12 protein-coding genes are annotated in these 16,046 nt (G+C 64.3%); 7 read left to right on the forward strand and 5 right to left on the reverse strand.

Features of this window, described 5'->3' with window-relative positions; translation table 11 throughout:
- Positions 1–25: 25 nt before the first annotated feature.
- From ACIPG5_RS01610 to ACIPG5_RS01620, 3 genes are read right to left on the reverse strand one after another with little or no spacing between them, the layout of a single operon-like run.
- Complete coding sequence (locus ACIPG5_RS01610) at positions 26–1,006, reverse strand: alpha-L-glutamate ligase-like protein (protein ID WP_176517669.1); 981 nt, start codon at positions 1,004–1,006, stop codon at positions 26–28.
- A complete protein-coding gene (locus ACIPG5_RS01615) occupies positions 1,006–2,541 on the reverse strand; it encodes an inactive transglutaminase family protein (RefSeq protein ID WP_176517668.1) in 1,536 nt (511 codons plus the stop codon). Before ACIPG5_RS01615 ends, ACIPG5_RS01610 begins: the two co-directional genes overlap by 1 nt.
- Before the next feature lie 5 nt (positions 2,542–2,546).
- Entirely contained in the window at positions 2,547–3,083 is a 537-nt protein-coding gene (locus ACIPG5_RS01620) for an ATP-dependent zinc protease (protein WP_176517667.1), read from the reverse strand.
- Positions 3,084–3,372: 289 nt separating this feature from the next.
- On the opposite strand from ACIPG5_RS01620, the gene ACIPG5_RS01625 reads away from it, so the two are divergent.
- The 6 genes from ACIPG5_RS01625 to prpD all read left to right on the forward strand — a co-directional run bounded on the left by ACIPG5_RS01625 (position 3,373) and on the right by prpD (position 11,905).
- Complete coding sequence (locus ACIPG5_RS01625; protein ID WP_176517666.1) at positions 3,373–4,089, forward strand: GntR family transcriptional regulator; 717 nt, start codon at positions 3,373–3,375, stop codon at positions 4,087–4,089.
- Positions 4,086–4,976: a methylisocitrate lyase gene (gene prpB, locus ACIPG5_RS01630; RefSeq protein ID WP_176517665.1), complete on the forward strand. Its 891-nt coding sequence runs from the start codon at positions 4,086–4,088 to the stop codon at positions 4,974–4,976. The genes ACIPG5_RS01625 and prpB overlap by 4 nt, the downstream gene beginning before the upstream one ends.
- A gap of 66 nt (positions 4,977–5,042) precedes the next feature.
- Positions 5,043–6,170, forward strand: coding sequence for a 2-methylcitrate synthase (gene prpC, locus ACIPG5_RS01635; protein WP_176517664.1), 1,128 nt, complete (start codon positions 5,043–5,045; stop codon positions 6,168–6,170).
- A 164-nt stretch (positions 6,171–6,334) separates the two neighbouring features.
- Entirely contained in the window at positions 6,335–8,923 is a 2,589-nt protein-coding gene (gene acnD, locus ACIPG5_RS01640; protein ID WP_236237264.1) for a Fe/S-dependent 2-methylisocitrate dehydratase AcnD, read from the forward strand.
- 150 nt (positions 8,924–9,073) lie between these two features.
- The gene (gene prpF, locus ACIPG5_RS01645) at positions 9,074–10,264 is read left to right on the forward strand and encodes a 2-methylaconitate cis-trans isomerase PrpF (protein ID WP_401372999.1); all 1,191 of its coding nucleotides are present in this window, start codon (positions 9,074–9,076) and stop codon (positions 10,262–10,264) included.
- Between the two features lie 156 nt (positions 10,265–10,420).
- Positions 10,421–11,905 (forward strand): 2-methylcitrate dehydratase, encoded by a 1,485-nt coding sequence (gene prpD, locus ACIPG5_RS01650; protein ID WP_401373001.1) that lies wholly within the window; start codon positions 10,421–10,423, stop codon positions 11,903–11,905.
- Between the two features lie 119 nt (positions 11,906–12,024).
- Here prpD and acnB read toward each other — a convergent pair whose 3' ends face one another.
- Positions 12,025–14,634, reverse strand: a complete 2,610-nt coding sequence (gene acnB, locus ACIPG5_RS01655) for a bifunctional aconitate hydratase 2/2-methylisocitrate dehydratase (protein WP_176517681.1) — start codon at positions 14,632–14,634, stop codon at positions 12,025–12,027.
- A gap of 405 nt (positions 14,635–15,039) precedes the next feature.
- Here acnB and ACIPG5_RS01660 point away from each other — a divergent pair, with 405 nt between their 5' ends.
- Positions 15,040–15,519, forward strand: a complete 480-nt coding sequence (locus tag ACIPG5_RS01660; RefSeq protein WP_236237267.1) for a DUF1289 domain-containing protein — start codon at positions 15,040–15,042, stop codon at positions 15,517–15,519.
- Between the two features lie 130 nt (positions 15,520–15,649).
- On the opposite strand, the gene queD is transcribed toward ACIPG5_RS01660, so the two are convergent.
- Positions 15,650–16,006: a 6-carboxytetrahydropterin synthase QueD gene (gene queD / locus ACIPG5_RS01665; RefSeq protein WP_176517659.1), complete on the reverse strand. Its 357-nt coding sequence runs from the start codon at positions 16,004–16,006 to the stop codon at positions 15,650–15,652.
- Positions 16,007–16,046: the final 40 nt, after the last annotated feature.

A 16,046-nucleotide genomic window follows, 5' to 3' on the forward strand; every position in this document is an offset into this window, starting at 1 on the left:
CTTGCCGGCGATCGGGCCTTGTGGCTCAGCGCGGGCGCACGTGCCCGAACAGGTTCTGGGTCACCCGCACCCGCTGCTCGGCATCTTCGCTGATGCCATCCTTGGCCAGCGCTTCCAGGTGCGCCTCGATGGCGTGGGTGCGCTGGGTCAGGCCGGTGTCGTTGGCGATCTGGATGTTCAGCCCAGGCCGGGCGTTGAGTTCGAGAATCAGCGGCCCCTTGTCCTGGTCCAGCACCATGTCCACGCCGATGTAGCCCAGGCCGCACAGCTCGTAGCAGCCGGCCGCAAGCTTCATGAAGCCATCCCAGTTCGGCAGCTGCACGCCGTCCACCGCATTGGTGGTGTCCGGGTGCTTGCTGATGATGTTGTTCAGCCAGGTGCCGCGCAGGGTCATGCCGGTGGCCAGGTCCACGCCCACGCCGATGGCGCCCTGGTGCAGGTTGGCCTTGCCTCCAGACTGGCGGGTCGGCAGGCGCAGCATGGCCATCACCGGGTAGCCCATCAGCACGATGATGCGGATGTCCGGCACGCCCTCGTAGCTGATGCTCTTGAAGATCTGGTCGGGGGTGACGCGGTATTCGATCAGCGCACGGTCGCGGTGCCCGCCCAGCGAGTACAGCCCGGTGAGGATGCTGGAGATCTGGTGCTCGATCTCCTCGTGGCTGATGATCTTGCCCGACACCGTGCGGTAGCGGTCTTCGAAGCGGTCGGCGATGACCAGGATGCCGTCACCGCCGGCGCCCTGCGCCGGCTTGATGACGAAATCGTTGCGCCCGCCGATGATCTCGTCGAGCTTTTCGATTTCCTTTTCGGTCTCGATGATGCCGTACATCTCCGGCACATGGATACCGGCCGCGAGCGCGCGCTCCTTGGTGATGATCTTGTCGTCGACGATCGGGTACAGGCTGCGCTTGTTGTACTTCAGCACATAGTCCGCGTTGCGGCGGTTGATACCCATGATGCCCCGGGCCTCCAGGGCTTTCCACGTCTTGATCAGGCCAAACATCAGGCGTCAGCCTTCTTCACGAATGCCTTGAAGCGAACGAGCTCGGTCAGGCGGTAGCCGCGGTAGCGACCCATCGCCAGCATGAAGCCCACCAGAATCAGCAGTACCGCCGGGAAGGTGAAGACGAAGTACACCAGCTCCGGCACCATCATCAGCAGGTGCGCAAGCGATGCGGCGAACAGGGTGCCGATGGCCACCTTCATGGCATGGCCGCCACCGCGTTCTTCCCAGGTGATCGACAGGCGTTCGATGGTCATGGTCAGGATCACCATCGGGAACAGCGCCACCGACAGGCCGCGCTCCAGGCCAAGCTTGTGGCTGAACAGGCTGATGGCGGCAATCAGCACCACCACGAACGTCAGCACCACCGACAGGCGCGGCAGCATCTGCAGCTTCAGGTGCTCCAGGTACGAGCGCAGCGACAGGCCCAGCGCGGTGATCACCGTGAACAGCACGATGCCGAAGCCCAACTGGGTCTCGCGGAAGGCCAGGGCGATCAGCACCGGGGTGAAGGTACCCAGGGTCTGGATGCCGATCAGGTTGCGCAGCACCAGGATCACCAGCACGCCGATCGGGATCATCACCATGATCATGAAGGTCTGCTGGGTCTGCAGCGGCAGGCTGTACAGCGAGTACTCGAGGAAGTCGGCGTCGGTGTTCTCGTCGGTCAGCTTGGCCAGGCGGATGGCGTTCATCTCGCTGTTGTTCATGCTGAAGGTGACGTTGGCCTTCTTGCCGCCATCGACGGTGATCAGGTTGTCGTCACCGGTCCACCACAGCAGGCGGTCGCTCGGCAGGCCCTGCTCGCCGGTGTCCGGGTTGAAGTACAGCCAGTCGTTGCCATTGAAGCTGCGCAGCCACAATTCAGGGGTTTGCGGGGTGTCGGCCACCAGGCGGATGGTGTGGACCTTTTCCATCGGCACGTGGGCGATCGACAGCAGCAGGTCGATGACCTGGGCCTTCTTCATGGCCGAGGTGTCGCCGGCCAGCAGCAGCTTGACGTTATCGTCGTTGAGGTTGTTGACCCGCTTGATGGTCTCGCTGACGAAGGTCTCGACGTCGGCCGAATGCTGGCGGATCGGCGCCATCAGGGCTTCGGCAGCGATCTTCTCGGGGCCCTCGACGGCCAGGCTGTCACGGAAGGTCGGGCCCTTGATGGTGGTCTTTTCGTTGCTGTAGCGCTTGGTCAGCACCAGGCGGTAGTAGAGGGTCTGGTTGCCGTTGGCGCGGCGGGCCGACCAGGTCACCTTGCGGTTGCCGTCGGCGCGGTTGACGCTGACCCCGTAGTTGTTGGAGATGAAGCTCTCGTTGAGGCTGACGTAGTCGCGGTTCAGCGGCGGCACGAACATCTGCACCTTGACCGGGTCCTTGGTGCTGGCGACGAATTCGACCTTGGCGTCGATGTTCCACAAGTCATCGGTTTCATCTTCGGTCACCGGGATGCCGAGGAAGAAGATCTGATAAGCGGTGACCGCCACGCCCAGCAGCACCAGCACGGTGATCAGGACTTTCAGATGGAGGGTAAGAGAGCGCATCGGGATTACTCTGCTTTGGGAGCGTCGGTGGCACAGGCAGGTTTGCCGGCCGCGTATTTAAGGCTTGGGTCGACCAGTGCGTCGAAGTGCTTGAGCGCCTCGGAACCGATCAGCAGCGGGAACTGGAACGCGCTGCGGTCGGTAAGGTTGACTTCGATGGTGCGCCGGGCCTGGCCCATGCAGATGTCGAGTTCGATGACCGGGCGCGCGGTGTAGGCCTTGCCTGACTCCGCATCATAGTCGCCGGCCCGGCGCTTGATCTTGCTGACCCGGGCCAGCGGGCGCTCGATCGGGTGCGAATGGGCGGCGTCGATGGCCAGGTAGAAGCGCACCCAGCTTTCGCCGTTGCGCTTGAAGCGCTTGATGTCGCGGGCGCTCAAGGAGGCGGTCTTGGCGCCGGTGTCGAGCTTGGCCGCCACTTCCAGGTCCAGGTCGCCAAGGCGCGCGTATTCGTTCAGACCGTACACGGTCTTGCCTGCCGCCTGGCCAAGGGCCGGCAGCAAGGTGAGGCATAGCAGCAATAAAACGGGTGTAAGTCTCATAATCCTGGCGCGGTGCTGTGCAGGGTTCGGGGCAAGGCGACTGGCAACGGCTGCGCAACCTTCCTCATTAACTGTCAACAACATGAATTGATGACAAACACACTATCCATCCTTCGAAGGCGCGGCATTCTATCACGACGATGTCTTGACGCCAGCGCGTCGCGATCTGACAGCGCGGGCGAGGGGTAAGTTCGTTCTTAGACGATTGTCGACAATATTCATTTTGTCTTTGACTCATGGCGCTTGATTCGCTAATTTCTGCCCAAGTGATTAGCAAGGTGTCGACAATATGCTGGACCTCAGCAGCCCCAGCCCCGCCGCGTCAGACGAAACGGAAACCTTGTCCGAGAACGTCTTCCGGCGCATCCAGGCGGCCATCGTCAAAGGCGACATCGCCCCGGGCAGCAAGATCTCCGAGCCTGAGCTGGCGCGCACCTATGGCATCAGCCGCGGGCCGCTGCGCGAGGCCATCCACCGCCTCGAAGGCCAGCGCCTGCTGGTGCGGGTGCCACATGTCGGGGCGCGGGTGGTGTCGCTGAACCATGCCGAGCTGATCGAGCTGTACGAAATCCGCGAATCGCTCGAAGGCATGGCTTGCCGCCTGGCCGCCGAGCGCATGAGCCAGGCTGACATCGACGAGCTGCGCCGGGTGCTCGACACCCACGAGCGTGACGCCGCGTTCCAGGCCGGGCAGGGCTACTACCAGCAGGAAGGCGACTACGACTTCCACTACCGGATCATCCAGGGCAGCGGCAACCAGACCCTGGTCAAGATGCTCTGCGGCGAGCTGTACCAGCTGGTGCGCATGTACCGCATCCAGTTCTCCGCCACGCCCAACCGGCCCCGCCAGGCCTTTGCCGAACACCACCGCATTCTCGATGCCATCGCCGACCGTGACGGCGAGCTGGCAGAACTCCTGATGCGCCGCCACATCGGCGCGTCCAAGCGCAACATCGAGCGTCACTATCTGGACGCCCACAACAACAGCCCACGAGGTGAGAAATGACTGTGAAGAGCACCCCCGGTCAGCGTTTCCGCGACGCCGTTGCCGCTGAACATCCGCTGCAAGTGGTCGGCGCGATCAACGCCAACCATGCCCTGCTGGCCAAGCGCGCCGGTTTCAAGGCCATCTACCTCTCCGGCGGCGGGGTTGCCGCAGGCTCGCTGGGCCTGCCGGACCTGGGCATCACCGGCCTTGACGACGTGCTCACCGACGTGCGGCGCATTACCGATGTCTGCGACCTGCCGCTGCTGGTGGATGTCGACACCGGTTTTGGCGCCTCGGCCTTCAACGTGGCGCGCACGGTGCGCTCGATGATCAAGTTCGGCGCCGCCGCTATCCACATCGAAGACCAGGTGGGCGCCAAGCGCTGTGGCCACCGGCCGAACAAGGAAATCGTCACCCAGCAAGAGATGGTCGACCGCATCAAGGCGGCGGTGGATGCCCGTACCGATGACAGCTTCGTGATCATGGCGCGCACCGACGCGCTGGCCGTGGAAGGCCTGAACGCAGCGCTGGACCGTGCCGCGGCGTGCGTCGAGGCCGGCGCCGACATGGTCTTCCCGGAGGCCATTACCGAGCTTGCGATGTACAAGACCTTCGCCGACCGGGTGAAGGCGCCGATCCTGGCCAACATCACCGAATTCGGTGCCACGCCGCTGTACACCACCCAGGAGCTGGGCGAGGTCGACGTGTCGCTGGTGCTGTATCCGCTGTCGGCGTTCCGCGCCATGAACAAGGCGGCCGAGAATGTCTACACCGCGCTGCGCCGTGATGGCACCCAGAAGAACGTGATCGACACCATGCAGACCCGCATGGAGCTCTACGATGCCATTGGCTACCACGCCTTCGAGCAGAGCCTGGATGCGTTGTTCGCGCAGAAAAAAGGCTGAGCCGCTACAGCCACCCCGAATTAGCCAGAAAAGCTTCCATAACAAATTCAAGAAAGGAGAAACACCATGGCCGAAGCAAAAGTACTCAGTGGCGCAGGCCTGCGCGGCCAGGTGGCCGGCCAGACCGCGCTGTCGACCGTGGGCCAGGCCGGTGCCGGCCTGACCTACCGTGGCTATGACGTGCGCGACCTGGCCGCCGGTGCCGAATTCGAAGAAGTGGCCTACCTGCTGCTGTACGGCGAGCTGCCGACCCAGGCCGAGCTGGCTGACTACAAGCGCAAGCTCAAAGGCCTGCGCGACCTGCCCCAGGCCCTCAAGGAAGTGCTCGAGCGCATCCCGCGCGATGCCCACCCGATGGATGTGATGCGCACCGGCTGCTCGGTGCTCGGCACCCTGGAGCCCGAGCTGACCTTCGACGCCGAGCGCGAAAAGACCGACCGCCTGCTGGCGCTGTTCCCGGCGGTGATGTGCTACTGGTACCGCTTCAGCCACCATGGCGTGCGCATCGACTGCAGCAGCGACGAAGACACCCTGGGCGGGCACTTCCTGCACCTGCTGCACGGCAAGAAGCCGAGCGAGCTGCACGTCAAGGTGATGAACGTGTCGCTGATCCTCTACGCCGAGCACGAGTTCAACGCCTCGACCTTCACCGCTCGCGTGTGCGCCTCGACCCTGTCCGACCTGTACTCGTGCATCACCGCCGCCATCGGCTCGCTGCGCGGCCCGCTGCACGGTGGCGCCAACGAGGCGGCGATGGAGCTGATCGAACGCTTCCAGAGCCCGCAGGAGGCCACTGCCGAGCTGCTGCGCATGCTCGAGCGCAAGGACAAGATCATGGGCTTCGGCCATGCCATCTACAAAGAGTCCGACCCGCGCAACGAGGTGATCAAGGGCTGGTCGAAGCAGCTTGCCGATGAAGTCGGCGACAAGGTGCTGTACCCGGTTTCCGAGGCCATCGACAAGACCATGTGGGAGCAGAAGCGCCTGTTCCCCAACGCCGACTTCTACCATGCCTCGGCGTACCACTTCATGGGCATCCCGACCAAGCTGTTCACCCCGATCTTCGTCTGCTCGCGCCTGACCGGCTGGGCGGCGCATGTGTTCGAGCAGCGCGCCAACAACCGTATCATCCGCCCGAGCGCCGAGTATGTCGGCGTCGAGCAGCGCCAGTTCGTGCCAATCGAGCAGCGCTGATACAGAAGGCCCCTGGGGCTGCCTTGCAGCCCTTTCGCGACACAAGGCCGCTCCTACAGGCGCGGCGCATACCTGTAGGAGCGGCCTTGTGTCGCGAAAGGGGCGCACAGCGCCCCCAAGGCCACACCTGCATACCGAACACCGTGACCGAGCCTGATAACGATATGAACACCACATACCGCAAGAACCTGCCAGGCACCGACCTGGACTATTTCGACGCCCGCGCCGCGGTCGAGGCGATCAAGCCCGGCGCCTACGACGGCCTGCCCTACACCTCCCGCGTGCTCGCCGAGAACCTGGTGCGCCGCTGTGACCCGGCCACCCTCGACGCCTCGCTCAGCCAGCTGATCGAGCGCAAGCGCGACCTCGACTTCCCCTGGTTCCCGGCCCGCGTGGTGTGCCATGACATCCTCGGCCAGACCGCGCTGGTCGACCTTGCCGGCCTGCGTGACGCGATTGCCGACAAAGGCGGCGACCCGGCCCAGGTCAACCCGGTGGTACCGGTGCAGCTGATCGTCGACCACTCGCTGGCCGTCGAATGCGGGGGCTTCGACCCACAAGCGTTCGAGAAGAACCGCGCCATCGAAGACCGTCGCAACGAAGACCGCTTCCACTTCATCAACTGGACCAAGAAGGCGTTCAAGAACGTCGACGTGATCCAGCCCGGCAACGGCATCATGCACCAGATCAACCTGGAGAAGATGTCGCCGGTGATCCACAACGACCGCGGTCTGGCCTACCCGGACACCTGCGTCGGCACCGACAGCCACACCCCGCATGTCGATGCCCTGGGCGTGATCGCCATCGGTGTTGGCGGCCTGGAAGCCGAGAACGTCATGCTCGGCCGCGCCTCGTGGATGCGCCTGCCGGAAATCGTCGGCGTCGAACTGAGCGGCAAGCTTGCGCCGAACATCACCGCCACCGACCTGGTGCTGGCCCTGACCGAATTCCTGCGCAAGCAGAAAGTGGTCGGCGCCTACCTCGAATTCTACGGCGAGGGCGCGCGTGCCCTGACCCTGGGCGACCGCGCGACCATCTCCAATATGGCCCCGGAATACGGCGCCACCGCCGCGATGTTCGCCATCGACCAGCAAACCATCGACTACCTCAAGCTGACCGGCCGCGAAGAGCAGCAGGTCAAGCTGGTGGAGACCTACGCCAAGGCCACCGGCCTGTGGGCCGACAGCCTGGCCCAGGCCGAGTACGAGCGCGTGCTGCGCTTCGACCTGTCGAGCGTGGTGCGCAACATGGCCGGCCCGTCCAACCCGCACGCCCGCGTCGCCACCAGTGACCTGGCGGCCAAGGGCATTGCCGGCGCCTGGGAAGACGTGCCAGGGCAGATGCCTGACGGCGCGGTGATCATCGCCGCCATCACCAGCTGCACCAACACCAGCAACCCGCGCAACGTGATTGCCGCAGGCCTGCTGGCGCGCAACGCCAACAAGCTCGGCCTGGGCCGCAAGCCGTGGGTCAAGTCGTCGCTGGCGCCAGGCTCCAAGGCCGTGCAGCTGTACCTGGAAGAGGCGGGCCTGGAGAAGGAGCTGGAGCAACTGGGCTTTGGCATCGTCGCCTTCGCCTGCACCACCTGCAACGGCATGTCAGGCGCGCTGGACCCGGTGATCCAGCAGGAAATCATCGACCGCGACCTGTACGCCACCGCCGTGCTGTCGGGCAACCGCAACTTCGACGGGCGTATCCACCCTTATGCCAAGCAGGCGTTCCTCGCCTCGCCACCGCTGGTGGTGGCCTATGCCATCGCCGGCACCATCCGCTTCGACATCGAGAAAGATGTGCTGGGCGTGGTCGATGGCAAGGAAATCCGCCTCAAGGACATCTGGCCGAGCGACGAAGAAATCGACGCAGTGGTGCGTGCGGCGGTCAAGCCCGAGCAGTTCCGCAAGGTCTACATCCCGATGTTCGCCATCGAGGAAGACCGCGGGCCGAAAGTGGCACCGCTGTACGACTGGCGCCCGATGAGCACCTACATCCGCCGCCCGCCGTACTGGGAAGGTGCCCTGGCCGGCGAGCGCAGCCTGCGCGGCATGCGCCCGCTGGCGGTGCTGCCGGACAACATCACCACCGACCACCTGTCGCCGTCCAACGCCATCATGATGGACAGCGCGGCGGGCGAATACCTGGCGAAAATGGGCCTGCCGGAAGAGGACTTCAACTCCTACGCGACCCACCGCGGCGACCACCTGACCGCCCAGCGCGCCACCTTCGCCAACCCCAAGCTGTTCAACGAAATGGTGCGCAAGGAAGACGGCAGCGTGAAGCAGGGTTCGCTGGCGCGCATCGAGCCGGAAGGCAAGGTGACCCGCATGTGGGAAGCCATCGAGACCTACATGCAGCGCAAGCAGCCGCTGATCATCGTCGCCGGTGCCGACTACGGCCAGGGCTCGTCGCGTGACTGGGCGGCCAAGGGCGTGCGCCTGGCGGGTGTCGAGGCGATCGTCGCCGAAGGCTTCGAGCGCATTCACCGCACCAACCTGGTGGGCATGGGCGTGTTGCCGCTGGAGTTCAAGCCGGGCACCGACCGCAAGACCCTGGGCCTTGAGGGCAGCGAAACCTATGACGTGCTGGGTGAGCGCAAGCCGCGTGCGACCCTGACCCTGGTGGTGACCCGGGCCAATGGTGAGCGCATCGAGGTGCCGGTGACTTGCCGCCTGGATACTGCCGAGGAAGTGTCGATCTACGAGGCGGGCGGGGTGCTGCAGCGCTTTGCCCAGGACTTCCTTGAGGCTAGTGCCTGAGGATGAAAACGGGGGCCGCTTTGCGGCCCTTTCGCGACACAAGGCCGCTCCTACAGGGCGGCGCCGTTCCCCTGTAGGAGCGGCCTTGTGTCGCGAAAGGGCTGCAAAGCAGCCCCAGGCTATTCGCCGTACCACCAGGACAGCAAACCAATGCCACACGTACCGCAGATCAAAGTCCCCGCCACCTACATCCGTGGCGGCACCAGCAAAGGCGTGTTCTTCCGCCTGCAAGACCTGCCCGAAGCCGCCCAGGTGCCTGGCCCCGCCCGCGATGCCCTGCTGCTGCGGGTGATCGGCAGCCCCGACCCCTACGGCAAGCAGATCGACGGCATGGGCGGTGCGACCTCCAGCACCAGCAAGACCGTGATCCTCTCGCCAAGCATCAAGCCTGAACACGATGTCGACTACCTGTTCGGCCAGGTCGCCATCGACAAGGCCTTCGTCGATTGGAGCGGCAACTGCGGCAACCTCTCCGCCGCCGTCGGCTCGTTCGCCATCAGCAGCGGCCTGGTCGACCCCGCGCGCGTTCCGCGCAATGGCGTGGCCACCGTGCGCATCTGGCAGGCCAACATCGGCAAGACCATCATCGCCCATGTACCGATCACCGAAGGGCAGGTGCAGGAAACCGGCGATTTCGAACTCGACGGCGTCACCTTCCCGGCGGCCGAAGTGCAACTCGAATTCCTTGACCCTGCCGCCGACGAAGACGGTGGCGGCGGCGCCATGTTCCCCACCGGCAACCTGGTGGATGACCTGGAAGTGCCTGGTGTGGGTTGCTTCAAGGCCACGCTGATCAATGCCGGCATCCCGACCATCTTCGTCAACGCCGCCGATATCGGCTACACCGGCACCGAGCTTCAGGATGCGATCAACGGTGACGCGCAGGCGCTGAACCGTTTCGAAACCATCCGCGCCTACGGCGCCGTGCGCATGGGCCTGATCGAGCACATCGACCAGGCTGCCGGGCGTCAGCACACGCCGAAGGTGGCGTTCGTCGCGCCGCCAAGCACCTACACTGCGTCCAGTGGCAAAGCCGTTGCCGCCGCTGACATCGACCTGCTGGTGCGTGCGCTGTCTATGGGCAAGCTGCACCATGCAATGATGGGCACTGCTGCAGTGGCCATCGGTACCGCCGCGGCCATTCCCGGCACGCTGGTCAACCTCGCCGCGGGCGGGGGCGAGCGCAGCGCGGTGCGCTTCGGGCACCCGTCCGGCACGTTGCGGGTGGGCGCCGAGGCGCGCCAGGTGAAGGGTGAGTGGACGGTGACCAAGGCAATCATGAGCCGCAGCGCGCGCGTGCTGATGGAAGGCTGGGTGAGGGTGCCTGGCGATAGCTTCTGATGCACCCATGACGCTCGGCTCTCGTTGACTGGGGCCGCTTGCGGCCCTTTCGCGACACAAGGCCGCTCCTACAGGAACGGCGCCGCCCTTGTAGGAGCGGCCTTGTGTCGCGAAAGGGCTGCAGAGCAGCCCCAGCTTTTGCAAAGGGAGCATACGATGAGCGCCAACGTAGACCTGAACGACCGCCCCGACTACGACCGGGTGCTGCAAACCCTCGCCGACTATGTCCTCAGCTACCGGGTCGAATCACCCGAGGCCCTGGACACCGCGCGCAACTGCCTGATGGACACCCTCGGCTGCGGCCTGCTGGCCCTGCGCTTTCCCGAATGCACCAAGCACCTGGGCCCCCTGGTCGAAGGCACGGTCGTGCCCAACGGCGCCCGGGTGCCTGGCACCGGCTATCGCCTGGACCCGGTCAAGGCCGCCTGGGACATCGGCTGCAGCGTGCGCTGGCTGGATTACAACGACACCTGGCTGGCGGCGGAGTGGGGCCACCCCTCGGACAACCTCGGTGGCATCCTGGCAGTGGCCGATCACCTGTCGCAAAAGCACGTGGCCAACGGCGAGGCGCCGCTGATGATGCGCGAGGTGCTCCAAGCCATGGTCATGGCCCACGAGATCCAGGGCGTGCTGGCGCTGGAGAATGCCTTCAACCGCGTGGGCCTGGACCACGTGGTACTGGTCAAGGTGGCGTCCACGGCCGTGTGCGCCAAGCTGATGGGGGCCAACCGCGAGCAGTTGCTGTCGGCGTTGTCCCATGCCTTCGTCGACGGCCAGGCGCTGCGCACCTATCGCCATGCGCCCAATGCCGGTTCGCGCAAGTCGTGGGCCGCAGGCGATGCCTCGAGCCGCGGCGTGCGCCTGGCGGATATCGCCCTGCGCGGCGAAATGGGCGTGCCCGGGGTGCTGAGCGCGCCGCAGTGGGGCTTTTACGACGTGTCGTTCAGCCATGCCAACAAGGACCTTTCGCTCAAGCCTGCCGATCAGCGTGAGCTGCGGTTGGCGCAGCCTCTGGGCAGTTATGTGATGGAGAACGTGCTGTTCAAGATCAGCTTCCCCGCCGAGTTTCACGCCCAGACCGCCTGCGAGGCCGCGCTGCTGTTGCATCGGCAGGTGCGCAACCGGCTGCATGAAATCGATCGCATCGTCATCACCACCCAGGAGTCGGCGATTCGCATCATCTCCAAGGTCGGCCCCCTGGCCAACGCCGCCGACCGCGACCACTGCCTGCAGTACATGGTGGCCGTACCGCTGATTTTCGGGCACCTGGAGGCCGAGCATTACGAGGATGCGTTCCATGCCGCGCACCCGAGCATCGATCGGCTGCGCGAGAAAATGGAGGTGGTCGAAGACCCGCGCTTCAGCCACGAGTACCTGGAGCCGGGCAAACGTTCGATTGCCAATGCGCTGCAGGTGTTCTTCAAAGATGGCAGCAGCAGCGAGCAGGTGGTGGTGGAGTACCCGCTCGGGCACCGGCGCCGGCGCGATGAGGGCATACCGCTGTTGGAGGCGAAGTTTCGCGAGAATTTGGCGACACGTTTTGCCCGGCAGCGCTGCGAGGCGATTTTTGCCTTGTGCAAGGACCAGCAGCGGCTGGAGGGCACGGCGGTGCACAGGTTCGTGGACTTGTTCGTGTTTTGAGTTGCTGCACTGGCTCACGAAACCTGTGGGAGCCGGCTTGCCGGCGATAGGGCCAGTACAGGCACACAAAAAAAACCCGGCATCTCTGCCGGGGTTTTCTTTACACCTTACAGCTCAGCTTACGCCTGGACCACTGGGATCTTGGCGTTGGCAGCCGCTTCGCGGAACTCGGCGATCTGGTCGAAGCTCAGGTAGCGGTAGACGTCGGCAGCCATGCTGTCGATGTCCTTGGCGTACTGCATGTACTCTTCGACGGTCGGCAGCTTGCCGATGATCGAAGCGACAGCGGCCAGTTCGGCCGATGCCAGGTACACGTTGGTGGCGTCGCCCAGGCGGTTCGGGAAGTTACGGGTCGAGGTGGAGACCACGGTGGAACCGGTCTGCACACGTGCCTGGTTACCCATGCACAGCGAGCAGCCTGGCATTTCCATGCGCGCACCGGCCTTGCCGTAGATGCCGTAGTAGCCTTCTTCGGTCAGCTGGTGAGCGTCCATCTTGGTTGGCGGAGCCAGCCACAGACGGGTCGGAATGCCACCCTTGACCTTGTCCAGCAGCTTGCCGGCGGCGCGGAAGTGGCCGATGTTGGTCATGCACGAACCGATGAACACTTCGTCGATCTTCTCGCCCTGAACCGAGGACAGCAGGCGGGCGTCGTCCGGGTCGTTCGGCGCGCAGAGCACAGGCTCCTTGACGTCGGCCAGGTCGATTTCGATGATTTCGGCGTATTCGGCATCGGCGTCGGCCGCCAGCAGCTCAGGCTTGGCCAGCCAGGCTTCCATGGCCTGGGCGCGACGCTCCAGGGTACGTGCATCGCCGTAGCCTTCGCCGATCATCCAGCGCAGCAGGGTGATGTTGGAAGTCAGGTACTCGGCGATGGCCTTCTCTGGCAACTTGATGGTGCAACCGGCAGCGGAACGCTCGGCCGAGGCGTCGGACAGCTCGAATGCCTGCTCGACGGTCAGTTCGTCCAGGCCTTCGATTTCCAGGATGCGGCCGGAGAAGGCGTTCTTCTTGCCTTTCTTCTCGACGGTCAGCAAGCCCTTCTGGATGGCGTAGTAAGGGATGGCATGCACCAGGTCACGCAGGGTGATGCCAGGCTGCAGCTTGCCCTTGAAACGCACCAGGATCGATTCTGGCATGTCCAGCGGCATGACGCCGGTGGCGGCGGCGAAGGCCACCAGGCCGGAACCGGCCGGGAACGAGATGCCGATCGGGAAGCGGGTGTGCGAGTCGCCACCGGTACCCACGGTGTCAGGCATCAGCATGCGGTTCAGCCAGCTGTGGATGATGCCGTCGCCTGGGCGCAGCGACACGCCGCCACGGGTGCGGATGAAGTCTGGCAGGGTGTGGTGGGTGTTGACGTCGATCGGCTTCGGATAGGCCGCGGTGTGGCAGAACGACTGCATCACCAGGTCGGCGGAGAAGCCCAGGCACGCCAGGTCCTTGAGCTCGTCGCGGGTCATCGGGCCAGTGGTGTCCTGGGAACCGACGGTGGTCATCTTCGGCTCGCAGTAGGCACCTGGGCGCACGCCCTGGCCTTCTGGCAGGCCGCAGGCACGGCCGACCATCTTCTGCGCCAGGGTGAAGCCCTTGCCGGAATCGGCAGGCTGCTCTGGCTTCTTGAACAGGTCCGAAGCACCCAGGCCCAGTTCGGCACGGGCTTTTTCGGTCAGGCCACGGCCGACGATCAGCGGGATACGGCCGCCAGCGCGGACTTCGTCGAGCAGCACTTCGGTTTTCAGGGCGAAGCTGGTGACCAGCTCGTCGCTGCCGTGACGGCGCACTTCACCTTTGAACGGGTAGACGTCGATGACGTCGCCCATGGCCAGGTTGGTGCAGTCGAATTCGATCGGCAGGGCGCCGGCGTCTTCCATGGTGTTGTAGAAGATCGGGGCGATCTTGGTGCCGAAGCAGAAGCCACCGGCGCGCTTGTTCGGCACGTAGGGGATGTCGTCGCCGAAGAACCACAGCACCGAGTTGGTGGCGGATTTACGCGAGGAACCGGTACCGACCACGTCGCCGACGTAGGCAACCGGGAAGCCCTTGGCCTTGACCGCTTCGATCTGGGCCAGCGGGCCGACCGAACCTGGCTGCTGCGGCTCGATGCCGTCGCGGGCCATTTTCAGCATGGCCAGGGCGTGCAGCGGGATGTCAGGGCGCGACCAGGCGTCCGGGGCAGGGGACAGGTCGTCGGTGTTGGTTTCGCCAGGCACCTTGAACACGGTCAGGGTGTACTTGTCGGCGATCGCCGGGCGCGAGGTGAACCACTCGCCGGCAGCCCACGAATCCAGCACGGCCTTGGCGTGGGCGTTGCCCGCCTTGGCTTTCTCGGCCACGTCGTGGAAGGCATCGAACATCAGCAGGGTGTGCTTGAGCTGTTCGGCCGCGACGGCGCCCAGTTCGGCGTCATCCAGCAGCGCGACCAGCGTCTCGATGTTGTAGCCGCCCTGCATGGTGCCCAGCAGCTCGGTGGCGTGCTTGCGGTCGATCAGAGGCGACTTGGCTTCGCCCTTGGCGACGGCGGACAGGAACGCGGCCTTGACGTAGGCAGCTTCGTCCACGCCTGGCGGAACGCGGTTGGTGATCAGGTCTACGAGGAAGGCTTCTTCGCCGGCCGGCGGGTTTTTCAGCAGCTCGACCAGGCCTGCAGTTTGTTCGGCGTTCAGCGGCTGGGGCACGATACCCAGGGCGGCACGCTCTTCGATGTGTTTGCGGTAGGCTTCAAGCACAGTTATTACCCTCATCAGTGGTCCCTAAAGGGAGTCCGGGACGCTCATCCAGCATTCTCAACACCCATGCGCTATCACGGCTTTGTGGGCCGCCCAGCCAGGGTCGCGGAGAATCCTTACAGAAGCTGCTTTCAAAGTTTTACGCCTGCAGAACGGGGAGCTGATGAGGGCTGGCACGGACATGCGGGGGGCATGTGCCGGGCCAACGCCGTTCTACCGGATTAACTGTGCTCGTGACGCTTTGAAAACAGCTTCCAACGGACATTGTTGCCTTTGAAAAGGCCGGATGATTCTACGGCAAAAAAATCCGGAAGGTAAGGCGGTGCAGGCGACTTTAACGAGTGACCCTGGTTAGACAAAGGGCTAACATGGGCCGGTGTTCCACCGCCAAGCCGTTGTTTTTTCATGTCCAACCAGTCCATCAAGACCCCTTGCGTCGGCCTTTGCTCGACGGTGTACGGAGACACGGTGTGCCGTGGCTGCAAGCGTTTCCACCATGAAGTGATCCACTGGAATGGTTACGACGACGAGCAGAAGCGCGCCGTGTGGCGGCGCCTGGAGCAGTTGCTGGTGCAGGTGATGATGGCCAAGCTCGAGGTGTTCGACAAAAGCCTGTTGCGCCAGCAGTTGCAGCAGCGCTCGATCCGCTTTGTCGAGCAGCAGTCGGAATACTGCTGGGCGTATCAGCTGATTGCCCGTGGGGCGCGGATGATTCGTGACCTGGAGGCTTACGGCATGGCGTTGCTGCCGGAGTTTCGCGACTGGGAACTGCCGCAGTTGCGCGATGCCATCGACCGCGAGTTCTTTCTGCTTTCCGAGGCGCATTACCAGCGCTATATCGCGCCGAGCTTTTTGCGCGATGCGGTGGGGGATGGGCAGGGCTGAGGCCCTTGTAGTGGGGCTGCTGGCCCTATCGCCGGCAAGCCGGCTCCCACAGGTACAGCACAGGCCTCAAGCGCAGTGATATCCCTGTGGGAGCCGGCTTGCCGGCGATAGGCCCAGTGAAGATGCCGGCTCAGTCGCCGGTATATTCGCACCCGCTGGTGCAGGTCTCGTGAATTCGCACCTTGGACAGCTCAGGCAGCAATGGCTTGACCTGCTCCCAGATCCACTTGGCGATCACTTCGCTGGTCGGGTTCTCCAGGCCAGGAATGTCGTTCAGGTAGTTGTGGTCGAGCTGCTCGTAGATCGGCTTGAACACCGCCTTGATCTCGGAAAAATCGCGGATCCAGCCGGTGTGCGGGTCGAGCTGCCCGGTCAGGTGCAGCGCCACCTTGAACGAGTGGCCATGCAGGCGGCCGCACTTGTGCCCGGCAGGGACGTTGGGCAGGCGGTGGGCCGATTCGAACGTAAATTCCTTGAAGATTTCCACGCTGTCATAACTCTGTGTGAATCAATAATGCGCGCAGTCT

It is taken from the genome of Pseudomonas sp. NPDC087029, assembly GCF_044745345.1.
In the GTDB taxonomy this organism is placed as follows: domain Bacteria; phylum Pseudomonadota; class Gammaproteobacteria; order Pseudomonadales; family Pseudomonadaceae; genus Aquipseudomonas; species Aquipseudomonas faucium.